This window comes from Nonomuraea sp. CX421 (assembly GCF_059358955.1).
On the sequence record NZ_JCADBK010000025.1, the window covers coordinates 1 to 22128 of the forward strand.

Sequence of the window (22128 nt, forward strand, 5' to 3'; positions counted from 1 at the left end):
CCATTGAGGCGATTGCCTCCTAATAGTCCACCGGATTACAGGTGGCCTTCTCAAACACCATCTCCCTGGGCGCGGCCCTACGTAGCCGCCCCCTCCTGAGGGCGGCGTTCAGCTCTTGGTCGGTTTACCAGCGGCGGCGTTTGACCGGGTCGGCCCGAGCGGCCCGTCGATTGCGCCGGCTGCCTGGACTGCCTGATCGCCCGAAGATCGACCACCTATGACGGACTTATGACGGTGAGCGTTCAGACTGTGCCTGTTTTGACTTCTCACCCCCCGGAGTCATCGTGTTCAGCAGAATCCTCATCGTTCTCACCCTGTTATGGAGCGGCCTGACCTTCACCGCGGTCGAGGCCGCGGCCGCCCGAGCAGAGCCGGAGATGGACTGGCGCACGGCGCTCGAGAAATCGGATGCCCCGCCAACCTCGCCACCGGTCAAAAGGATCCGGTCGGCGCCCGAGGTGGACAGCACCTCGACACCCAAGCCGAAACGCACCCGGATACCCGCAGCCACCTCGGCCGAGGTGAGACTGGACGCGAAACCCCAGCGCGTCGGACCGCTGGAGGTGAGCGGGGCCGCCGGTACGACCGCGCGGGTGGAGGTGCTGGAAGAGCGGGCGAGCCTGCCGGGACTGGGGTTCCGGATCTCGGCGGCCACCAAGGTCTCCGTCGACTTCGGAGGCTTCGCCGAGCGCTACGGCGCGGGATACGCCGACCGGCTCAAGCTCGTCCGGTTCCCGGAGTGCGCCCTGACCGCCGACTGCGCCCGCCAGGGCGCGCCCTCGCTCAAGGACGGCATCGACCGCCAGGTCGTGCCGTCGGTGAAGAACGGCACCAAGTTGAGTGCGGAGGTTCCCGCCGGATTGTTCGTGGTCACGGCCGGCCCCGAAGGCGAGGAGGGCTCGTTCAAGGCGACGCCGCTGACGCTCTCGGGCGACTGGCAGGTCGTCACGGGATCGGGGAACTTCACCTACACCTACGACGTGCCGCTGCAGAAGGCTCCCGCGGGCCCGCCCCCGTCGCTGAGCCTCAGCTACTCCTCCGGCACGGTCGACGGCATGGTGTCGGGCAGGAACACCCAGAGCGGCCCGATCGGGCTGGGCTGGGGAGACTTCGCCGACTCCTTCATCGAGCGTCGCTACAACTCCTGCCGCGCGGACGGCCAGGGCTCCGATGACCTGTGCTGGAAGTCCGACAACGCCACCATCTCGCTCAACGGGCGGTCCGGAGAGCTGGTGCCGCTGCCCGGGACGCCGACGAAGCAATGGCGGCTCAAGGACGATCCGCGATGGCGGATCGAGCAGCTGACCGGTGCGAAGAACGGCGACAACGACGGCGAGCACTGGAAGGTGACGACCCCCGACGGAGTGCAGTACTTCTTCGGCCGCGGCGTCAACCCCGACGTCGTCGGGGTGGAGACCCACTCGGTGTGGACGGTGCCGGTGTTCGGCGACGACGCGGGCGAGCCGTGCAACGCAGAGGCTCCGTTGCCGTGGTGCGTGCAGGCGTGGCGGTGGAACCTGGACCTGGTCATCGACCCGCATGACAACGTGCAGCAGTACGAGTACGTGAAGGAGACCAACCACTATGCCGCGCTGAACGGCTGGCCCGGCTTCGAGCGCACGGAGTACGTGCGCGGCGGCGCCCTGCACCTCCTCAAGTACGGCAAGCGGCGCGCTCCGAACGAGACCGAGCCGTCGGCGCGGGTCACGTTCGATCTCGACTACCGATGCGGCGACCTGGCCGCGGCCTGTCAGGAGCCGACCCCGGCCACGGCCGCGAACTATCCCGACACCCCGGTCGACCTGATGTGCTTCACCGGCGTGTGCACCGAGCACGCCCCGACGTTCTTCACCGCGTTGCGGTACGTATCGCTGACCACGCAGGTCGAGGTGGGCGGCGACGAGTTCGTCGACGTGGACCGGATCACGCTCTCGCACGCCTTCCCGGACCCTGACCCGAACCGGACCGGGGACCAGAAGCTGTATCTGACCGCGATCCAGCGCAAGGGCATGTCCGACGAAGAGCGGATCACCATGCCGCCGGTGACCTTCTGGCCGGTGCTGCTGAACAACCGGGTCGACACGGCGGGCGGATTGTCGGCGATGCCGCACTACCGGGTCGGCGTGGTGACCAACGAGACCGGTGGCCAGGTCATCGTCACGTACGGTCAGCCGCACCCCTGCCCGAGCCCGATTCCCAATCCGCCGAACTGGCATCTGAACACCCGCAACTGCTTCCCGCACTGGCATGCCCCAGATGGCGGGGTCGCCGGGTTCGCGGTGTTCCGCAAGTACGTGGTGTCCCAGGTGGAACAGCGGGACACCGTCGGCGGCAGCCCCGCGATGATCACCTCCTACAAGTACGGTGACCAGGTCCGCGCGGGCTTGCCCAACGGGGCATGGCATCACGACCGGGACGAGTTCGTCTCCAACGCCAACCAGACCTGGTCAGAATGGCGCGGCTACGCCGACATACAGGTCACTCAGGGGGCCAGCCGTACCCAATATCGGCTCTTCCGCGGCATGAACGGCGACAGACTGGCCGGGGACCCGTTCCCGGGACCGGGCTCGCGGGTGGTCAAGACCTCCAGCCTGGACGGCACCGTCACCAACGTCAACGACGAGAACTGGCTGGCCGGGGGAGTGCTCGACCAGCAGGTGCTGCGCAGCGACGGCAGCGTCGAGCACGGCACCGTGACCGGCTACCACGCGCGGCGCACCGTCGATGCCGCCGGGCCCGATCCGCTGGACGACGCCTGGTTCGTCATGCCGGACGACCGGGTGGAGCGGCGGCGCAACCCCGCCGATGGCAGCCTCGTGCGCAGCCGGTCCCAGACCGTCTACAACGCGCTGCTGGGCACGGCGGACAAGGTGATCGAACACGGCTGGCTGGCCTCGACCGGCGATGAACGGTGCACGGCGACCGTGCCCACGGTGAATCCCGACCAGTGGCTGCTGGATCTGCCCGCGTCGGTAACCCGGTACGGCAACGCCACGTGCGACGGGGCCGAGCTGGCCCGGGAGGAGTACGCCTACGACGGTGGAGCGTTCGGCGGGGCGCCGACGCGCGGCGATCGGACCGGTTCCCGAGTCAAGATCACGGCGGCGCCGACCTGGGCGACGACCACCACGACCTACGACAAGCTGGGACGGCCGCTGAAGGTGACCGATCCCAACGGACACGCCACCACGACCGCCCACACGCCGGCGATCAGGTATCCAGCGACCACGACGGTCACCAACCATCTGGGGCACAAGACGACGACGACCTGGTTCCGCCCCCGGCAGGTGCCCGAGGCGACCATCGATGCGCGGGGCAAGAAGACCAGCTTCGCTTATGACGCGCTGGGCCGTACGCGCACCGTGCACCGGCCGACGGAGCAGGGTGGATCCGCGTCGCACGAGTTCGTCTACGAACTCGACCCCGACAAGGCCAAGCCAGGCGTGGTCCGGACCCGCAGGCTCCAGGACACCACCAGGTACGTGGACTCCTGGGTGCTGCACGACAGCTGGCTGCGACCGCGCCAGGCCCACGTGTTGTCCCCGGAATCCGGCAAGGTGATCGTCACCGACACCAGATACGAAGGAAGTGGGCTGGTCGCCGCCACCTCCCAGCCGCAGGCTTTGGCCGGCATGGCCGGAGCCGGCCTGTTCCCCGTCCCGGCAGGCGGTTGGGCGAACGACGAGTCCACCGCCTATGACGAACTCCGCCGCCCCGTCTGGCAGATCTCCTGGACCGCAGGCGCCGCTCGGCGGTCGGTCGTCACCGACTACACCCACGACTCGGTGACGACAACCCCGCATCCCTCGGCAGGGGGAGTCGTCCGTAAGGTCAGCGACGCCCACGGGCGTGTGATCAGGATGGAGGAACGCGACGGCAACGCCTGGCGCCTCACCCGCTACGGCTACGACAAGGCCGACCGGCTCGCCACCATCACCGATCCGGCCGGCAACACCATCACCAACACCTACGACCTCGCCGGGCGAAAGATCGCCATGAACGATCCTGACATGGGCGCCTGGACCTACGGATTCGACGCGGCCGGGAACCAGACCCGGGCGACCGACGCCGCCGGCGCGCAGGTGCACACCGTCTACGACGCGCTGGACCGCCCCAAGGAACGCCGCAAGGATTCCCCGGCAGGTGCCCTGCTCGCCTCATGGGCGTATGACGCGACGGGGGAGACGGGCCTGCTGAACAAGACCACCCGCCTGGAGGGCGCCGGCTCCTACGTGGTCGACGTCACCGGCTACGACGGCCGGGCCCGGCCCACCGGCCAGACCTGGATCTTCCCCGACGCCAGCTACACCGTCGGCTACGGCTATGACGCCGCCGACCACCCGACCCGGATCACCTACCCGGCCATCGGAGGGCTGCCCGCCGAGACCGTGAACACCACCTACAACGACGTCGGTCTCGCGGCCACCATGGTCGGCGGCGCCGAGTACGTCTGGGCCGCCCTGTACGACGACCGGGCCCGCTCGGTGTGGAACCTGTCGGGATCCCGGACCGTGCCCTTCAGCCGGGTGACCGAATACGACGCCGACCAGCGCGTCAAGGCGATCAAGGCGGGCGGCGGCGACACCACACTGCAAGACCTGCAGTTCACCTACGACGACACCTTCGGCAACATCGTCGACCGGCACACGACTCTGAACGGGCAGTCCTGGCGCGAGTGCTTCGACCACGACGACCGCCAACGCCTCACCCGCGCCTTCACCACAACTGGCACCTGTACGGCGGGCACACCCGGCACGGGTGCCAACGCCTACGACCACACCTACACCCTCAGCGTCGACGGCAACCTCACCCGGCGAGTCGAGAGCGGCACGCAGATCAACTACACCTATCCGGCGGCAGGCGGTACGCGTCCACACGCGCCCACCGCGGTCGGCGGCAACACCTACACGTGGAACGCCAACGGCGATCTGGCGAGCCGTACCATCTCAGGCCAGACTGAGACACTCACCTGGAGCCCCGAACGGCTTCTCCTCGCGGCCGGAACCTCCAGCTTCGTCTACGACGCCGACGGCAAACGCCTGCAGCGCAAGACCACCGCGGGCACGACCCGCTATATCGACGGCCACGAGATCACCGGATCGACGGCGGTCCGCACCTATAGCTTCAACGACACACCTATCGCGATCCGCACGACCACCGGCGTGGAATACCTGGCCACCGACAACCAGGGATCGGTTCAGCTCACCGTTCCCACCGCCTCCGTGACACCCAGTCACGCCAGGTCCTATCAGCCGTACGGCAAGCCGCGCGGCACCGACAGGCCCAGCACCGACCGCGGCTGGATCGGTCAGATCGAGGACAGCGCCACCGGGTTGAACTACCTCAACGCCCGCTACTACGACCCATCGATGGGGCGGTTCGTCTCCCCTGACCCACTCTTCGACGTCGCCCGGCCACAGACGATCAACCCCTACGCCTACGGGCTCAACAACCCCACGGCCTTCTCCGACCCCAGCGGCCTGATTCCCGACGCGTGCGCCTTGGGGGAGATCAAGTGCACGTTCAACGGCAAGGGCTGGATCAACGTCCAGCCCGTGCAATCGACCCCCGAGCCGCCCTCGCTATCCCAGGACATCTGCGCTCCGGGCAGTTCCGGGAACACCGATCCCGCATGCGGGCCCAGGGAGCGCGGCACCATCGCCGGCGGTGAAGACCTCACCGTTGACGACCTCGCCGAGCGGGTGATCGACGGCTCCGACACCGCGCTCGACGCCGTCGATCTCGGCCTCGAGTTGTGCACCGATTCCCTCGGCTGCGCCCGGATCACCGGGTTCGTCGAGGCGACCGGCGACATCGGGTTCGCCACCGGCGCCATCGGTGTCGTCATCGACTGCGAGTCACAAGGCTGGACCAGCCAGGCGTGCGTCAAGGGGGCGGTCCTGGAGGGCGGCCAGTTGATTCCGGGGGTGGGGGTCGTCTTCCTCACGCTGGACGTGCTGGACCAGTTCGGACTCGTGGATCCCGTCATCGACTTCCTGCAGGAGATGTTCACCAGCGACGGACGGAGCCCCGTGCGGACGTGTGACTCTGGGTCCAGGCCGGAATACGGGTGCACGCACCTGCCCAGTGGCGGGCAGGGCGAGTACACCGGATCGGCCGGCGTTCCGCCGCCATGCACGGGCTGCGCAGCTCCACAGGCAGGCCCATGCCCGCTGAGGGGGTGCGACCACAACAGTTACAACCTGAATGACTGATCACTGGCTAGGGGGGCGTTCCGACCGGAACGCCCCCCTTTGTCGTGGCGCGTTGATCCCTCAGGTGATCGTTCTCCACGTCGGTATGGGCGCGGGGATCGGACCGGAGGTCGCCACCGCAGCCCCGGGCGTGAGGTACGCGCAGGTCGCCTGAACGGCACGACCACCAATCCCAGCCCCGCTCCTGTCAGCAGCAGGGGACCGGCGATGCCGACCGCATAGCCGGTCGTCGCCGTGATCGGGACGAGCCACGCGACGCCGGTCGCGAGCAACGCCATGCCGATGGGCTAACGGCTTCCAGTGGAGCGCCCACATCGACGAGGGCTTCGCGTGGCCGATCACGTTCGCCGGCCGGGGCCTGCGCGTTGGTTGAGGGGCATCGCGATCAGAGCGACGCTCAAGCGTCGGTGACGCAGGACGCCTTGAGGGCCGCCGCCCCTTCTTGGCCGAACAAGGCCCGTCATCCTTGGGAACCTTCAGGACGACGGGCATCGTGTCCTCCGCGCTTCGGCGCGGTGGGGAGGCGCAGGAAGGTCGCCACCAGGAGAGCTGTGACGATCGCGAGGGCGGCGTTGACGCCGATCGCGAACCGCAGCCCGGGAAGAAGGGACGAGGCGACCTGGCTCATGGCGAGAGCGGACATGACCGGCGTGCCGAGGGTGATACCGACCTGCTGGCTCATGGTGACCAGTCCGGTCGCGAGCCCCTGCTGCTCGCTCGGGACGCCGGCGGTGGCGGTGACGGTGTAACCGACGATCGCGACGAGGTTCGCGACCCCGCCGACAAAGGTGACGACGAGCAGTGCGATGAGCCATCCGCGGTCGTCTCCGACGAAGGCGAGCGGGATCGTCGCGGCTGCCTGAACGACGAAGCCGACGATGATCGCGGTCTTCGACCCGGTTCTGCCGATGACCCTCGGGGCGAGGAGCCCGCCGGCAACGGTTCCCGCGCCGAGGACGGCGAGGATGAGGCCCGCGCCCACGGCGCTGTGACCGAGGATCTCCTGGAGGTAGAGGGTCAGCAGGAACACGAGCGAGGTTTCGGTCGCGAAGGCGAGGAGTCCTGCGATGTTGCCCCACGCGACGTTGCTGCGCCGCAGCAGCGCGGGGGCGACGAGCGGTTCGGACACTCGGGACTCGACGGCCCAGAAGATCGCGAAGAGCACGACGGCGGCGGTGATCGGTCCCCATGAGGCGGGGCTGCGCCAGCCCGCCTCGCCGGCGGTGGCGATGCCGTAGACGAGGGCGACGAGGCCGGACGTGACGGTGATCGCGCCGGGAAGGTCGAGGCGGGGACGCCTCTCGGCCGGCTTCTCGGCCAGGACGAACGGGGCGGTGAGGAGCACCGCGATGGCGACGACGACGTTGATGAAGAACGCCCATCGCCAGCTCACCCCACCGGTGAGGACGCCACCGAGCACCGCGCCGATGGTGAAACCGGCGGCCATGAGAGCACCGTTGAGACCGAGGGCACGCGAGCGTGCCGGACCTTCACCGAACATCGTGGTCAGCAACGACAGGGCGGCGGGGGTGACCATCGCGGTGGCGATGCCCTGGCCGACGCGAGCCGCGAGCAGGACGACGGGCTCTTGGGCCAGGCCACCGGCAAGGGAGGAAACGCCGAGCAGCACGATGCCGAGGAGGAAGAGTCGCTTGCGGCCGAACAGGTCCGCGACGCGACCGAAGAGCAGGGTGAACCCGGCGGCGCAGAGCGCGAACGACGTGACGATCCATTGCAGATCACCGGTGGCGAAACCGAGGTCGCGGCCGATGTGCGGCAGCGCGACGTTGAGGATGGAGAAGTCCACCGCGAGCGTGAAGTTCGCCGTGAGCAGCACGGCCAGCACGACCCGCTGGCGCGAGGACGACCGCTCGGGGAGAGCGGACGATGGTGAGGGAGACGTTTCGATGTCCAGCATGTGACCCACACTCGGCGGCCCCGCCGTGCGCAGCCAGAACCCCCGGTTGCCTACCACTGAGGAGGATAGGCTCCGGCCGTCACGGTCGGCGAGAATGGCGGCATGGCAGTACAGCCCGCGCTCCAGGACCGGCCGGTGACCGAGCTCGGCGAGTTCCTCCGCTCACGCCGCGACCGGCTCACCCCCGAAGACGCCGGTGTGCGCAGCTACGGCCGCCGCCGGGTGCCCGGTCTGCGGCGCGAAGAGCTCGCGCAGCTCGCCGGGGTGTCGGTGACCTATCTGACCCGCCTGGAGCAGGGGCAGTCGCAGAACGCCTCCGACGCGGTCATCGACGCTCTGGCCCGGGCCCTGCGTTTGGACGCGGATGAGCGGGCGCACCTGTTCGCGCTCGCTCATCCGGCTCCGGTCAAACGCCCTCGCCCGCCGAAGCCGGAGAGTGCCAGGCCCGGCGCCGAGCAGCTTCTGCACGCGATGGGTGATGTGCCCGCTGTGCTGCTGGGCCGGTTCAACGACGTCCTCGCCTGGAACCGGACCGGGCACCTCCTGCTGGCCGGACACCTCGACTTCACCGCCCCCGCGAGGCCGGCGGATCGGCCGAACCAGCTCCGCATGCTGTTCCTCGATCCACACACCCGCGACCTCTACCTCGATTGGGCGGCCGAGGCGGCGCTCGCGGTGGCCTCACTGCGCTACATCGCGGCTCAGTTCGCCGGCGACCGGCGCCTGGCCGAACTTGTCGGAGAGCTCAGCCTGAACAGCCCGGAGTTCGCCTCGTTGTGGGCCGGTCACGCCGTGAAGCTGTGCACGAGCGGTTCGAAACGGTTCCGCCATCCCGAGATCGGCGCCCTCACGCTTGACTACGAGGTGCTGCATCTGCCCGAAGGCAACGGTCAGCGCATCCTGACCCACGCCGCCAAACCTGGCAGCACCTCGTACGCGGCCCTGCGGTTGCTGACGTCCCTGTGATCAGCCGCGCACTTCCCCTGGCCGGTGCGGCCGGGTACGGGTAAGCACGATGAGGGTCAGGCCGATCCCGGTGAGGACCGCGCCGGTGACGCCGGGGCTGCGCAGGCCGTAGCCCAGGTCGATGGCGGCTCCGGCGAGACCGACACCCATGGTGTTGCCGAGGTTGAACGCGGCGATGTTCGCCGCCGACGCGAGCGTCGCCGCGCCTTGGGCGTGCCGGAGGACGCGCGCCTGGAGTCCGGGGACGGTGGCGAACCCGACCGCGCCGAGCAGCATCAGCAGGATCGCGCTGGGAAGCGGCATCGACGCGACGGCCCTCAGCGCCAGGATCACGATGGGCAGCGCGATCGCGAGAACGAGAACAGCGGTGTCGGCGTTCTTGTCGGCTGCGCGGCCGCCGAGGATGTTCCCCGCGAACAGGCCGATGCCGAACAGGACGAGCAGCCACGGGATGGCGGACGCCGGGTAGCCGGTGACCTCGCGCAGGAGCGGCTCGATATAGGTGAAGACGCCGAACATACCGCCGAAGACGAGCGCGGTCGTGAGCAGGGACGCGAGCACCTGCGGCCGCGCGAGAGCGCGGAACTGCCGGCCGAGGGGTAGTTGATCCGGCTCCGGCTCTGTCCGGGGTACGAGCGCCACCAGGCCGAGCAGCGCGATGACGCCGATCACGCTGATGATCCAGAACGCCGTCCGCCACCCCACCTGCTGCCCCACGAACGCGCCCGCCGGCACACCGAGCACATTGGCGACGGTGAGACCGGCGAACAACGCCGCGACGGCCGATGCCTGCTTCGAAGGCGAGACCAGCGACCCGGCGAGCACGGCCCCGATTCCGAAGAACCCACCATGAGCGAGGGCGGCGATGATCCGCCCGGCGAACATCACCGTGAAGTCAGGAGACCACGCGGACAGGACGTTGCCGATGATGAAGAACGCCAGCAGCAGTACGAGCGCGTACTTGGGCGGCCGTCTCATCAGTAACGGGGTGACGATGAGCGCGCCGGGAACCACGGCGAGCGCGTAGGCGCCGACGAGGTGGCCCGCTTCGCTGATCGTCACCCCCAGGTCGGTGGACACCTCGGTGAGTAAACCTGCGATGACGAATTCGGTGAGTCCGATGCCGAACCCCCCGAGACTGAGCGCCAAGAGCGCGGGTCCGGCTTTCTGGGAGCCGCCCGTACCTGTGGCCCGCGCGGTCCTGATCGCTGTCGGACCGGGGGTGTCGAACGTCATTGGGGCCTCGCCGTCGTTCTCGGGTCGATCATCGGGCCACACAGGTAGATGTGGCCCGATGCTGGACTTCGAGACTGGAACGAGAGTGCGACGGCAGCCATCTCCCTGGTCTGCCTACCACTGCCAGGGATACTTTCGTTCGCCGTGATGCCCTGACGCGGCCAACGCAGCCCTCGTCGCCGATCAGGCGGACGCGACGAGTGCTCACCAAGCGGTGGCCGACAAGTCGCCGGCTCTGCGACCGGGTGACGACGGCGGTCAGGCATGGGGCAAGGTGTCCGGCCCCAGCGGACGATGAAGGAAAGGGGGACTACTCACCCCTTTCCACTCTCAACGTATAGCGCACCGGGGGGCTTGCGGCAAGACCCGGGTCGTGCCGCAGAATCGTGGGCCGAGGCCAGAACCTGCGGAAACGGGGGACACGAAGTGCGGGTGTTGTTGTTGACGTATGAGTCGCGGAGGGACATCGAACCGCCGGCGGGACTCGCGGCGCGGTCAGCCGGGAAAGGCCGCGTGTCCGCGTGAACCATGCGGGATCGTCGAGCCAGGATGCCAATGATCGCAAGCGCCCTCACACTGGAGCCAAGGACGTGAACCCGCTGACCACCAGCGCGTTTGACCTGCCCGACCACCTTCTCCCCAAGGCCGACCCGAAACTGATCGCCGGTGACGAGCGGCACTTCGTGGCCATCGCGGAAAGCCTTGAGCGGTCGATCGCCGAGCTGTCCGAGCGCCTCGACGCCGAACGCAGGGCGCCCGGCGGCGTCGGACGGGCGGTGCTGGACCGTGACCTGGAGATCCACCGGCTGACGGCTCGGCTGCGCGCCCTGCGCCGCTTCGGCCTGGACCTGTGCCTAGGGCACATGGTCGGCGCGGACGACCCCGAGCCCGTGTACATCGGACGACTCGGCCTTACGGACAGCGCGGGTCGCCGGCTGCTGCTCGACTGGCGCTCACCCGCGGCTGAGCCGTTCTTCGGAGCCACCCACGCCAACCCGATGGGCCTGGCGAGCCGCCGCAGATATCGCTGGACCCGGGGCCGGGTCAGCGACTACTGGGACGAGGTGTTCACCTCCGACGGGTTCGAAGGGCACGCCGCGCTCGACGACCAGTCCGCTTTCATCGCCAGCCTGGGCGGCAACCGGTCGGCCCGGATGCGGGACGTGCTCGCCACCATCCAGGCCGACCAGGACGCCATCATCCGCGCGGGATCCCGCGGCGCTCTCGTCGTCGACGGCGGTCCGGGCACGGGCAAGACCGTCGTCGCCCTGCACCGCTCCGCCTACCTCCTCTACGCGGACCCTCGCCTCGGTCACCACCGGGGTGGCGTGCTGTTCGTCGGTCCGCACCAGCCCTACCTGGCCTACGTCGCGGACGTCCTGCCCAGTCTCGGGGAGGAGGGCGTACAGACCTGCACCCTGCGGGACCTCGTCCCCGAAGGAGCAACGGCGGCGATCGAGGCCGACCCGGACGTGGCCCTGTTGAAGTCGTCCGCGGGCATGGTGAAGGCGATCGAGCCGGCCGTCAGGTTCTACGAGAACCCGCCCACCGAGGGGATGACGGTCACGACGCCCTGGTCTGACGTCTGGCTGAGCGCCGACGACTGGGCCGAGGCGTTCGAGGCGTCAGATCCCGGCACCCCGCACAACGAGGCGCGCGACCAGATCTGGGAGGAACTGCTCACGATCCTGGCAGACAAGTACGAGGAGGACATCTCGGTCGACCTGCTGCGTAGATCGCTGCTGCGGGACAGGGAACTGCTCACGACCTTCAACCGCGCGTGGCCGCTGCTCGAAGCGGCCGACCTCGTCGGAGACCTGTGGTCGGTGCCCGCCTACCTGCGGATGTGCGCCCCCTGGCTCGGCGCCGACGACGTTCGGAAGCTGCAGCGCGCGGACGCCCAGGCTTGGACGGTGTCCGACCTGCCGCTCCTGGACGCGGCACGGCAGCGGCTCGGCGACCCGGAGGCGTCACGACGCAAGCGCCGGCAGGAAGCCGCTCTCGCCGCCCAGCGCGAGCAGATGGCCCAGGTCGTCGACAACCTGATCGAGGCCGATGACGACGGCGAAGGGCTCGTGACGCAGCTGCGCCGAGCGGACCTCCAGCGCAATCTGGTCGACGAGTCCGAGCTGCCCACCCTCGACCCGGACCTGCTCGCCGGCCCGTTCGCGCACATCGTGGTGGACGAGGCTCAGGAACTGACCGACGCGGAGTGGCAGATGCTGCTGCTCAGGTGCCCGTCCCGCAGCTTCACCATCGTCGGGGATCGCGCCCAGGCCCGGCACGGGTTCACGGAGTCGTGGCAGGAACGGCTCAAGCGGATCGGGCTCGACCGGGTCGACCTGGCCTCCCTGAGCGTCAACTACCGGACGCCGGAGGAGATCATGTCGGAAGCCGAGCCGGTCATCCGGGCCGTGCTGCCGGACGCCAACGTGCCGACCTCCATCCGCAAGGGCGGCGTCCCCGTCGTGCGGGGGTCCGCTTCGGAGCTGAGCTCGATCCTCGACACCTGGCTCGCCGCGCACGCCGACGGCATCGCCTGCGTCATCGGCGATCCCACGTTCCGGACGACGTCCCGTGTCCGGTCGCTGACTCCGGAGCTGGCGAAGGGGCTCGAGTTCGACCTGGTCGTCCTCATCGACCCGGAGGCGTTCGGCGACGGCGTCGAGGGAGCGGTCGACCGATATGTCGCGATGACCCGGGCGACCCGGCAACTCGTCATCCTCACGAGCTCCTGACATCGCCGGACGAACGCCCGCGCGGTCAAGGCAGGCAGGCTTGCGTGCGGGCCTGGGGCGTTCGGTGTCATTGAGCGGGTCATGTCCGAGCTGTCCACAGGTGCGTTCTCGCCTCCTCAACCTGGCGCAGGATGGCCTGGGCGCCGCTGGCGTCGGCGATTGAACCCGCCTCCTCGATCAGCGCCCAGGCGTGATCACGGCGGCCTTGTGCAGCTGCGACGTAGGCCAGCCCGACCAAGTTCGCGGCAACACCAGGCAAGAACCCGATCTCTCGTCGAAGCCGCGTCGACTCCTCCAGACGCTCACGCGCAGCGTCCAGCCGGCCGGCGACGTGGTCCGCGTATCCCAGATGTCGAAGCGCGTACGACATCGTGAGCTTGTCGCCGACCTGCGCTGCGAGTTCAGATGACCGTTCGAGAAAGGGAACCGCGGTGTCGTTGTCCCGCATGGACATCTGGTGGTAGGTGCCGACCCAGAACAGTGCCTCGCCTTCGCCTCGTACGTCGCCGAGCCCCTGATAAAGCTCGGTGGCGCGCTGGAACAAGGCCAGTTCGTCGGGGTTCTCGGTTCGCTGCTCATGAGAACGAGCCTGCATGATCCGGCCGCGTGCCACGGCGAGATCGGCCTCGACCATGTTCAGCTCCCGCTCCGCTGTGTCCAGCGCATCGAGATCGCCAACGAAGACGGCCCGTTGGCAGGCCAGCCTGGCCCGTTCGATTCGATCGTCTGTACTCATCGTCTCCTTGTCCACCCATATGCGGCTGCGTGGCCCAATGTCGCACAACGCATCACGCTGAAGGCGTCCCGACCGGGTCAAGCCCGCAGCAAGCCAGCGCCGGTGTGGTCGTGGTTTCCGGCGAGTGGATCGGTCAGGTCTCCGGGTGCGACGGATTCTGAGAGAACAACTGCGTGACAATCGTCGGCGGTTCGGTCTCCCTGGTGTGCAGTGCGAGGCCGCCACCGTTCGCGGGCCGGAACCCCGCTCCAGGGAGTTCGGGAACGTCGATCGCGGTGATCACACGCAGGGCACCGGCCTCGGCCGCCTCGCGGACCGCGTGACGCACCAGCGCCTCGCGTACCTCCGATGGGACGCCGGGCTGGACGTGCGCCAGGTCGAGACGGACGGTGGTGTGCCGCTCGTCCGCCCAGGACGTGGCCGCCTGACCGACGAAGGGTTCCCCGCGGGCGTTGTCGACGTAGGCCTGCAGCCAGCAGGCAAGCCTGCCTTCGACGATCAGCTCCCTCGGAATGGTCACGTCCATCCCCGCCTCGGCCAGCCAGAAGCCGGCATCGGAGGCAAGCGGGGGGACCGGTGCCGACGGCGATCTCGGAAGGGGACGGCCCTCCTCCCGGTCATCCCCTGAGAGGGTGAGCATGCCGTCGTCGAGTGGGACCGAACCGATGAAGAACCCGGCGGGGCAGAGGTCTGGGGCATCGTGGGGGTCCAGCAGGACGTACCCGTCGCGGATCGTCCGGCGGCTTCGGCGCACCAGCCCGGTCGCGAGCTCTTCGGCGAGGCGACCCGCGACGTCCGCGGCCCACTCATACGCCGAGGCCACCGGCAGGCCGGTCCACGGACTCTCGGGCACCGTCGGGAACTCGACCTCGATGGCGTAGGTGTTGGGATCCCGCCGCCAGCGGAAGATCACGAGCATGCGGTCGGGCTCCGCGATGACGTCGACGGCGCAGTAGCCGTCCGTCACAGCGCCCGTACGCAGCAAGCAGGTCCTGACCGCTCCGAGAACCTCTTCACGGGACCATTCGATCGGCACAGGTCCAGACTCCCACACCCTTCCTCCCTCCCATCGGATCGAGCCCGTCACTGAAGATCGCGGATCGCCTCCCTTTGTCGGTGGGCTCCGCTACATTTCCGGTTCGTTGATCAAGAGGCCTGGAGGTCAGAAGATCGTGAACGCGGATCCAACCGCGTGGGAGCGGCGCAGCGTCACCCTCGTGGTGCCGCCCGTCCAGCCGCGCAAGCTGGCGAAGGTGCCCTTCGTCGAGCTGGCCGACGGGCGGCTGCAGGGCGTCGTGTCGAGCGGGTCGGACATCGGGCGGGTGTACGTGTCCTTCATCGCCGCCGGAACCCACGGCTTCAGTTGCAGCACCAACAACAACCGGCCGTGCGGCGGCCTGCACAGCTCGCCCTGCAAGCACCTGCAGGCGCTGGCCGCCGAGGCCATCGTGCAGTACGGCGCCGGGCGGGTCGCCCGCTACCTGCGGGTCGACGGCGCCGACAGCGTCGAATCCGGTCACGATCTGATCGGCCGCCTGAACGGCGGGCCCGAGCAGGGGGCGGCGGCCGTGGTGTTCAGCCGGTTCCTTCGCCACCTGAGCTACCTGGAGCTGCCGGCCACCTCGGCGCCCCTCGCCGAGCTGCACTGGTTCCCCTCGACGGGGGCGGTGCGCTGATGCTCGACGTGCAACTAGGCGCGCTGAACGCCGGCCCGCCGCCGGGCGTCGAGGAGGCCCTCGACCTGGTCGCGGCCTTCGACGACGCGCTCGCGGGCGGCCTGGGACGGCTCGGTGAGCAGGGCGCGCGGGCGGTCACCGGCCTGGCGGCCGCCGTGGCGGCGAGCCCGCTCGGCGACCGGGCCGTCGAGGCGGCGGAGAAGGTCGCCACCGGGTCCGTCGCGGGCGAGCACCTGACGATCCTGGCAGGGGCGCGCGCCGCGCTGCTCGGCGCGGTCGCCGACGCCCTGCTGGCCAGCCTCGACGACGCCCTCGGACGTTCCCGCACCCCGTGGCCGGAACCCACCGCCGGTGCAGCCGCCGCCGTGCCGGAGAACCTGCTCGCCGGGCCCCGGTCATGGCTGCACGAGCTGGCCATCACCGGCTGGCGCGGCGTCGGCCACGACCTCGTCGCCGCCTCCGACCAGGCCGTCGAGGCCATGCTCGCCGAGCCCGCGCTGCGCAGGCCCGCCGTGCTGCTCGACGGGCTGGCCGCCGAGCTGCGCGCCTCCAGCCCGGTGGCCACGATGGAGAAACTGCCGGCCCGTCGCTGGGCCGACCTGTGGACCCGCGCCCTGATGCTCACCCAGCCGGGCCGGCTCGGCGCCGGCGACCCGGGCGTCCCGGTGTCCGGACGGCTGCTCATCCTCGGCGCCGACGTGCACGAGCACGCCACCGCCGTCCAGGTCCAGGTGCACGGCCTGCTGGAGCCGAAGGAGGGCGGCGAGCCCCGGCTGGTGCGCACCGCGATCTCCGCCGCCAAGGTCGACACCATCGTCGGCGCGGCCGTGTGGGGAGTGCTGGGCGACTACCCGGTGCTGCTCGGCGCGCTGGCCAGGCACCTCTCGCTCGACCTCACCGACATGCCGCTGCTGGCCGGTGGCGACCTGCTGTGGGACGAGGGCAAGGCGGTGGCCGGCGAGCTCGCCGCGCCGTTCGCGACCGCCCGCGTCCAGCTCGCCGGCGCCCTCGCGACCGCCGGGCCGCCGCTCGACCGGCACCCGGTGGCCATCGCCGAGCCCGTGCTCGTCGAGGGCTACAAGGCGGCCAAGGTCGACGGCGGCATCGAGTTCCGGCTCGACGGCCAGACCATCACGGTCGCCGCCGACCGGCTGCCCGGCTGCGGCCCGCTCACGCCCCAGCTGCTGGCCACCTCCACGGCCTGCCTCGGCCTGCTGCGCTGGGACGGCCGCTGGCTGCTGCAGCCGCTCGCCGTCCAGTCGACGGTCAAGCGTCAGCCGGTCGCCGCGCACAACGGCGACTGGGCGCTCGGCCCCACCGACCCCAAGGTGGTCAAGTCCCTGGCCAGGTCGGGCGACGCGGTGGCCGTACTCCGCGAACGAGCAGGACGGCTGCTGCGCAGATGACCGACACCCGCGCCGAGGAGAACCGGCGCCAAGTGCTGCTCTGGCGGTTGCTGGCCCGCGTGTTCGACACCGAGGAGCAGCCGGGGCTCGAAGCCGCCAGCGTGGCCGTCGTCGACGCGCTCGGGCTGCCACCCGCGCTGCTCGACCCGTCGGTGTCCGTCGACACCCTGGTGCAGCGCTTTCCCGAGCTGGCGGAGGAGTTCCGCGACCTGATGGCGCCCGGCGACGACGAGCGGCCGCGCGATCGGGCCCGCACCGCCGCCCTGGCCTCCAAGCTGCTGCTCAACCTGTTCGCCACCGGCACCGGCGACGTCACCGCCACCCGGCTGGCCGCCTGGCAGCAGGACGCCGGCTGGTTCGAGCAGGCACTCGGCTGCGAGCCGGGCGGGCTGCGCGCCCAGCCAGGCCAGAACGGCCTCGGCGGCCTGCTCGCCGGGCTCGAAGGCGACCTGGTCAAGCGCATGCGGCTGCGCGAGGTGCTCGCCGACCCCGCGCTGTCGCGGCAGCTCACGCCCAGCATGTCGCTCATCGAGCAGTTGCTGCGCGACAAGGACAACCTGTCGGGCGTCGCGCTGGCCAACGCCAAGGCGCTGATCCGCCGCTACGTCGACGAGGTCGCCCAGGTGCTGCGCACCCAGGTGCAGCAGACCAGCGCCGGCACCGTCGACCGGTCGGTGCCGCCCAAGCGGGTCTTCCGCAACCTCGACATCGAACGCACGATCTGGAAGAACCTCACCAACTGGAGCCCCGAGGACGAGCGGCTCTACGTGGACCGGCTCTTCTACCGGCACACCGCCAAACGCACCGTCCCGGCCCGCATGATCGTGGTCGTCGACCAGTCGGGCTCGATGGTGGACGCGATGGTCAACTGCACCATCCTGGCCTCCATCTTCGCCGGGCTGCCCAAGGTCGACGTGCACCTGATCGCCTACGACACCCGGGCACTCGACCTGACGCCGTGGGTGCACGACCCGTTCGAGGTGCTGCTGCGCACCAAGCTCGGCGGCGGCACCGACGGCATGGTCGCGATGGGCCTGGCCCGCCCCAAGATCATGGACCCGCGCAACACCGCGCTGGTGTGGATCTCCGACTTCTACGACAACCAGGCGGTGCAGACCGAGTTCGAGTCGCTGCACCGCTCGGGCGTGAAGCTGATCCCCGTCGGGTCCGTCAACAGCTCAGGTCACCAGAGCGTGGACCCCTGGTTCAAGCAGAAGCTGAAGGACCTGGGCACGCCGGTGATCTCCGGCCACATCCGCAAGCTCGTGTCCGAGCTCAAGAACTTCCTCACCTAGGAGAATCCCCGCAATGACCGAGATGCTGCGCGCCCCCGCCGAGGTCAAGTACGCCGAAGAGCTCGACTGGCTGGAGTCGGTCGACGACGGCCCCAAGCCGTTCTCCTGGCGGCTCAGCCCCCGCATGGTCCGCCTGTTCGTGCTCGGCTCCGAGCGCTCCGACGGCCTGGACCGGGAGATCCCGCAGAAGTGGTTCGGCGACCGGAGCTTCGTCGAGCGCGCCATCGTCACGCTCGCCTCGGACCGGGGCCTGCTGCTGATCGGCGATCCCGGCACCGGCAAGAGCTGGCTCGCCGAGCTGCTCGCCGCCGCCATCTCCCGCAACTCCACCCTGGTCGTCCAGGGCACCGCGGGCACCACCGAGGACCACATCAAGTACTCGTGGAACGTCTCCATGGTGATCGCCAAGGGGCAGTCGCGCGACTCGATGATCCCCTCGCCCATCATGACGGCGATGGAGCAGGGCGTGATCGGCCGCTTCGAGGAGCTGACCCGCTCCACCAGCGACGTGCAGGACGCGCTCATCTCCATCCTGTCGGAGAAGTACGTGTCCATCCCCGAGCTCGACGACGACAACATCGTCTTCGCTCAGCCCGGGTTCTCCATCATCGCCACCGCCAACAGCCGTGACCGGGGCGTCAACGACCTGTCGTCGGCGCTCAAGCGGCGCTTCAACTTCGTCCGCATCCCCGTCGTGACGAACAAGAAGAGCGAGGCGGAGATCGTCCGATTCCGCACCGTCGAGCTGCTCCGCCGGCACAACATCGACCTGGAGCTGCCGCCCACGCTGCTCGACATCCTGCTGCGGAGCTTCGCCGACCTGCGCGCCGCCGCCGCGTCGGCCCAGAGCGACGACGGCCGGCTGGAGTCCGCGCTGTCCACGGCCGAGCAGATCGGCGTGCTGGAGGACGCGATCCTGCACAGCAACTTCTTCGGCGACCGCACCCTCCAGGCCGAGACGCTGGCCGGTTCGCTGGTCGGCTCGCTGGCCCGGCGCACCCCCGAGGACCTGGCCATCCTCAACAAGTACTGGCACGGGGTCGTCGAGCCGCGCAGCAAGAAGGAGGGCGGCGAGTGGCAGGGCTTCCTCGAAGGCGGTCGCCAGGCGATCGCCACGCTGTCATGAGCACCTTCGGCGCTCTCCGCCGGCAGTTGGACGACGCCGCCGAGACCTTCGCCGGCTCGCCCGGCGCCCTGTCCGAGATCCTCACGGGCATGGTCGACGACGTCGACCGGGCGCTGGGCGAGCGGCTGGAGATCTTCCCGGTGTGTCACCACTCGCCGGCCTCGGCCTTGGCCATGGCCAGGCGGCTGCGCGACAAGCAGCCGCAGGTCATCTACCTGGAGCTGTGCGAGGACCTGCGGCCGCTCCTCGACGAGCTGCGCACCTGCAAGCTGCCGGTGGCGCTGCAGGCGTTCGCCACCGAGCTCGACGGCTTCCCCGAAAGCTGGGGCCCGCTCAGCGTCGTCGCGCCCATCACCGAGGCGTCCGCCGAATACCAGGCCATCGCCTACGCGCTCGACACCCCCGGCGTCGAACTCGTGCTGGTGGACCGCTCCTCCGACCACGTCTTCCAGTGGCACCCGCGGGAGGAGCCCGGCCGGCCCGCCGAGGAGGCCGCCCTGCACGGTGACGCGGTCGGCGTCGAGATCGGCGACCTGCGGCCCCGCTTCGCCGAGCTCGAAGAGCATCTGCTGCACCACGGCAGGGTCCGCCACTGGTCCGAGTGGTGGGACCAGTACGTCGAACAGCCGCTCGCCGGAGCCGACTACGACACCTACCGCCAGGTCATGGTGCTGATCGGCGGCCTGTTCCGGCGGCTGCGCCCGCACGACGCCGCCAAGCTGGACCGCGACGAGGACCGCGAGCGCCACATGTGGACCCGCATGCGTGAGCACCTGGCCGCGACCGGCGCCGACCCCGAGCGCTGCCTGTACGTGTGCGGCGCCTTCCACGCGGCCAGCCGGGTCGAGGAGTTCGGCCTGGACGCGGCGCGCACGGACTTCGAGATCTCCCCGCGCACCGCCACGAACTGGTTGTACGGCCTCATCCCGTCCAGCCACTCGGCCATCGAGGCGCAGTTCGGGCTGGCCCCCGGGTCGGTGTCGATCGCCGCCGCCACGTACGACAAGGCCGTCAGCCGAGGCGGCGTCAAGCCGTACACACTCAAGGGGCAGCAGAAGGGCAAGCGGCCCGGCACGAAGCCGCCCGCCGCGCCGGTGGCGGTGGCCGACCAGCTGTCTGAGTTCCTGTCCAAACCGGCGCAGCGCGACCCGCTCGACGAGGCCGAGCTGCTCGGCTGGTGTGTCGACATCGTCCGGCTGGCCCGGCGCAACGGCTACCTGTCCAGCACCGCGGACGCCATCGCCGTGTACGAGACGTCCATCCTGCTCGCCGGGATGCGCGGCCGGGCCAGGCCGACGCCGTACGACTTCCAGGACGCGGCCGTCACCTGCATCGAGAAGGACACCGTGCCCGGCCGGCGGGACGTGCGGCGGCTGTGCGAGATCATGCTCGGCGGCGACCGGATCGGCGAGGTCGGCTACCAGTCGATGCCGCCGCTGGCCCAGGACGTGTTCGAGCGGCTCGCGCCGCTCGGCTACGACATGACGAAACGGGCCGTGCACCGGGTGCTGCTCGACCTGAACGCCGAGCCGGAGCTGGAGCCGTGCTCGCACCTGCTGTGGGTGCTGCGGCGGCTGATGCCCGAGCACGCCGTACGGCCCATCATGGGCAGCCGGCGGCTGGGCGAGCGGTCCGTCCAGGAGAGCTGGGACGTCGCGCTCGGCCACCACCAGCGGGCGCTCATCGAGCTCGGCTACGAGGGCGTCACCGTCGAGCAGGTGCTGGAGCAGCGGCTGCGGCGCAGCGTGTGGGAGCCGAAGGCGACCGCCGCCGACGCGCTCCAGGCGGTCGAGGAGGCCATCCTGTTCCTGGGCGGCCGGCGCTTCACCGACGAACTCGGGGCTCGGGCCGTTGAGCTGCTGGCCGCCGAGCGGAGCGTGGACGACGCGCCGGACGTGCTGCGGCGCGTCCGGCGGCTGCTGGCCCACTACCGGGCCACCGAGCCGGCGCTGCCCGAGTGGTGCGAACAGTTCGTCACCACCGGTTACGCGCAGTACTGCACGCTGCTGCCCACCGCGTTCGTGGCCGAGGACGTCGGGGTGCGGCAGGTGGCGGCCATGCTCGGGTTCCTGGCGTCCATGGAGAGCCTGGCGCTGTCGCTCGGCTGCGACCGGGCGCAGCTCGAACTGGCCGTGCGGCAGTCGCATCCGGAGACACCGGGCAAGATCGCGCTGCTGTGGGCGGCGCGGTTCCAGCTCGGCGTGCTGACGATCGGCGAGCTGCGGGAGCGGTGCGCCGAGCTGCTGGCCAACCCGCTGGTGGTGCCGTCGTTCCCGCAGTATCTGAGCGGGTTCGTGCAGGCGCTGGAGGCGGCTCCGGTCCTGACGCCGTTCGTGGTGGAGGTGATCTCCGGGGCGTTCGCGCGGCTGCCGGACGAGGTGCTGCTGCCGTGGCTGCCGACGCTCATCCAGACGCTGCGCGAGGAGGCGCCGGAGCTGGTCCCCGTGCTGATCAGGGAGGCCGGCCGCACCTTCCCGGCCACCCTGACGGCGGTGGACGCCTGGGTGCCGCCGTGGACGGCCCCGTCCGGGCCGGGCGGGGCCGAGGTCGCGACCGCCACGGGGGCCGGTGCCGCCGGTGGGCCGGTCGCGGGGCTCCTCGCCGCCCACCCCGCCGCCGCGGACGCCCTGGCGGCGCTCCTCGGCTGCGAGGGCGGCTGGAAAACTCTCACCCCGGCCGGCAGCGCTCCCGGCCACGACGCGTCCGGCGGCTCGCCGGAGGTGGCCGCCCTGGTGGCGCGGCATCCCACCACGGTGGACGCCGTGGCCGCGTTGCTGTGCGGAGGCGCCGCCGTCTGACGGCACGTCCGTTCCTGG

At 70.1% G+C, this 22128-nt stretch carries 12 protein-coding genes; 8 read left to right on the plus strand and 4 right to left on the minus strand.

The window, feature by feature from the left end:
• Positions 1 to 284: 284 nt before the first annotated feature.
• Complete coding sequence (locus AC5L3X_RS31830) at positions 285 to 6215, plus strand: RHS repeat domain-containing protein (RefSeq protein ID WP_494861943.1); 5931 nt, start codon at positions 285 to 287, stop codon at positions 6213 to 6215.
• 460 nt (positions 6216 to 6675) lie between these two features.
• Here the strand turns inward: AC5L3X_RS31830 and AC5L3X_RS31835 are convergent, their stop codons facing one another.
• The gene (locus tag AC5L3X_RS31835; protein ID WP_494861945.1) at positions 6676 to 8133 is read right to left on the minus strand and encodes an MFS transporter; all 1458 of its coding nucleotides are present in this window, start codon (positions 8131 to 8133) and stop codon (positions 6676 to 6678) included.
• Positions 8134 to 8235: 102 nt separating this feature from the next.
• Between AC5L3X_RS31835 and AC5L3X_RS31840 the strand changes: the two genes are divergently transcribed.
• Entirely contained in the window at positions 8236 to 9099 is an 864-nt protein-coding gene (locus tag AC5L3X_RS31840) for a helix-turn-helix transcriptional regulator (protein WP_494861946.1), read from the plus strand.
• On the opposite strand, the gene AC5L3X_RS31845 is transcribed toward AC5L3X_RS31840, so the two are convergent.
• Positions 9100 to 10248: an MFS transporter gene (locus AC5L3X_RS31845; protein ID WP_494862081.1), complete on the minus strand. Its 1149-nt coding sequence runs from the start codon at positions 10246 to 10248 to the stop codon at positions 9100 to 9102.
• 677 nt (positions 10249 to 10925) lie between these two features.
• Here AC5L3X_RS31845 and helR point away from each other — a divergent pair.
• On the plus strand, positions 10926 to 13073 hold the full coding sequence (helR, locus tag AC5L3X_RS31850) for an RNA polymerase recycling motor ATPase HelR (RefSeq protein WP_494861947.1): 2148 nt from the start codon (positions 10926 to 10928) through the stop codon (positions 13071 to 13073).
• Between the two features lie 79 nt (positions 13074 to 13152).
• Here helR and AC5L3X_RS31855 read toward each other — a convergent pair whose 3' ends face one another.
• On the minus strand, positions 13153 to 13809 hold the full coding sequence (locus AC5L3X_RS31855) for a hypothetical protein (protein WP_494861948.1): 657 nt from the start codon (positions 13807 to 13809) through the stop codon (positions 13153 to 13155).
• A gap of 133 nt (positions 13810 to 13942) precedes the next feature.
• Positions 13943 to 14845 (minus strand): hypothetical protein, encoded by a 903-nt coding sequence (locus AC5L3X_RS31860; RefSeq protein ID WP_494861949.1) that lies wholly within the window; start codon positions 14843 to 14845, stop codon positions 13943 to 13945.
• A gap of 136 nt (positions 14846 to 14981) precedes the next feature.
• Here AC5L3X_RS31860 and AC5L3X_RS31865 point away from each other — a divergent pair, with 136 nt between their 5' ends.
• From AC5L3X_RS31865 to AC5L3X_RS31885, 5 genes are read left to right on the plus strand one after another with little or no spacing between them, the layout of a single operon-like run.
• Positions 14982 to 15485, plus strand: a complete 504-nt coding sequence (locus tag AC5L3X_RS31865; RefSeq protein WP_225263970.1) for a hypothetical protein — start codon at positions 14982 to 14984, stop codon at positions 15483 to 15485.
• A complete protein-coding gene (locus AC5L3X_RS31870; protein ID WP_494861950.1) occupies positions 15485 to 16891 on the plus strand; it encodes a hypothetical protein in 1407 nt (468 codons plus the stop codon). The genes AC5L3X_RS31865 and AC5L3X_RS31870 overlap by 1 nt, the downstream gene beginning before the upstream one ends.
• Positions 16888 to 18186, plus strand: coding sequence for a vWA domain-containing protein (locus AC5L3X_RS31875; RefSeq protein ID WP_494861951.1), 1299 nt, complete (start codon positions 16888 to 16890; stop codon positions 18184 to 18186). Before AC5L3X_RS31870 ends, AC5L3X_RS31875 begins: the two co-directional genes overlap by 4 nt.
• Before the next feature lie 13 nt (positions 18187 to 18199).
• On the plus strand, positions 18200 to 19312 hold the full coding sequence (locus AC5L3X_RS31880) for an ATP-binding protein (protein ID WP_494861952.1): 1113 nt from the start codon (positions 18200 to 18202) through the stop codon (positions 19310 to 19312).
• Positions 19309 to 22110 carry a DUF5682 family protein gene (locus tag AC5L3X_RS31885; RefSeq protein ID WP_494861953.1) on the plus strand — a complete coding sequence of 934 codons (2802 nt, stop codon included), beginning with the start codon at positions 19309 to 19311 and terminating at the stop codon, positions 22108 to 22110. Before AC5L3X_RS31880 ends, AC5L3X_RS31885 begins: the two co-directional genes overlap by 4 nt.
• Positions 22111 to 22128: the final 18 nt, after the last annotated feature.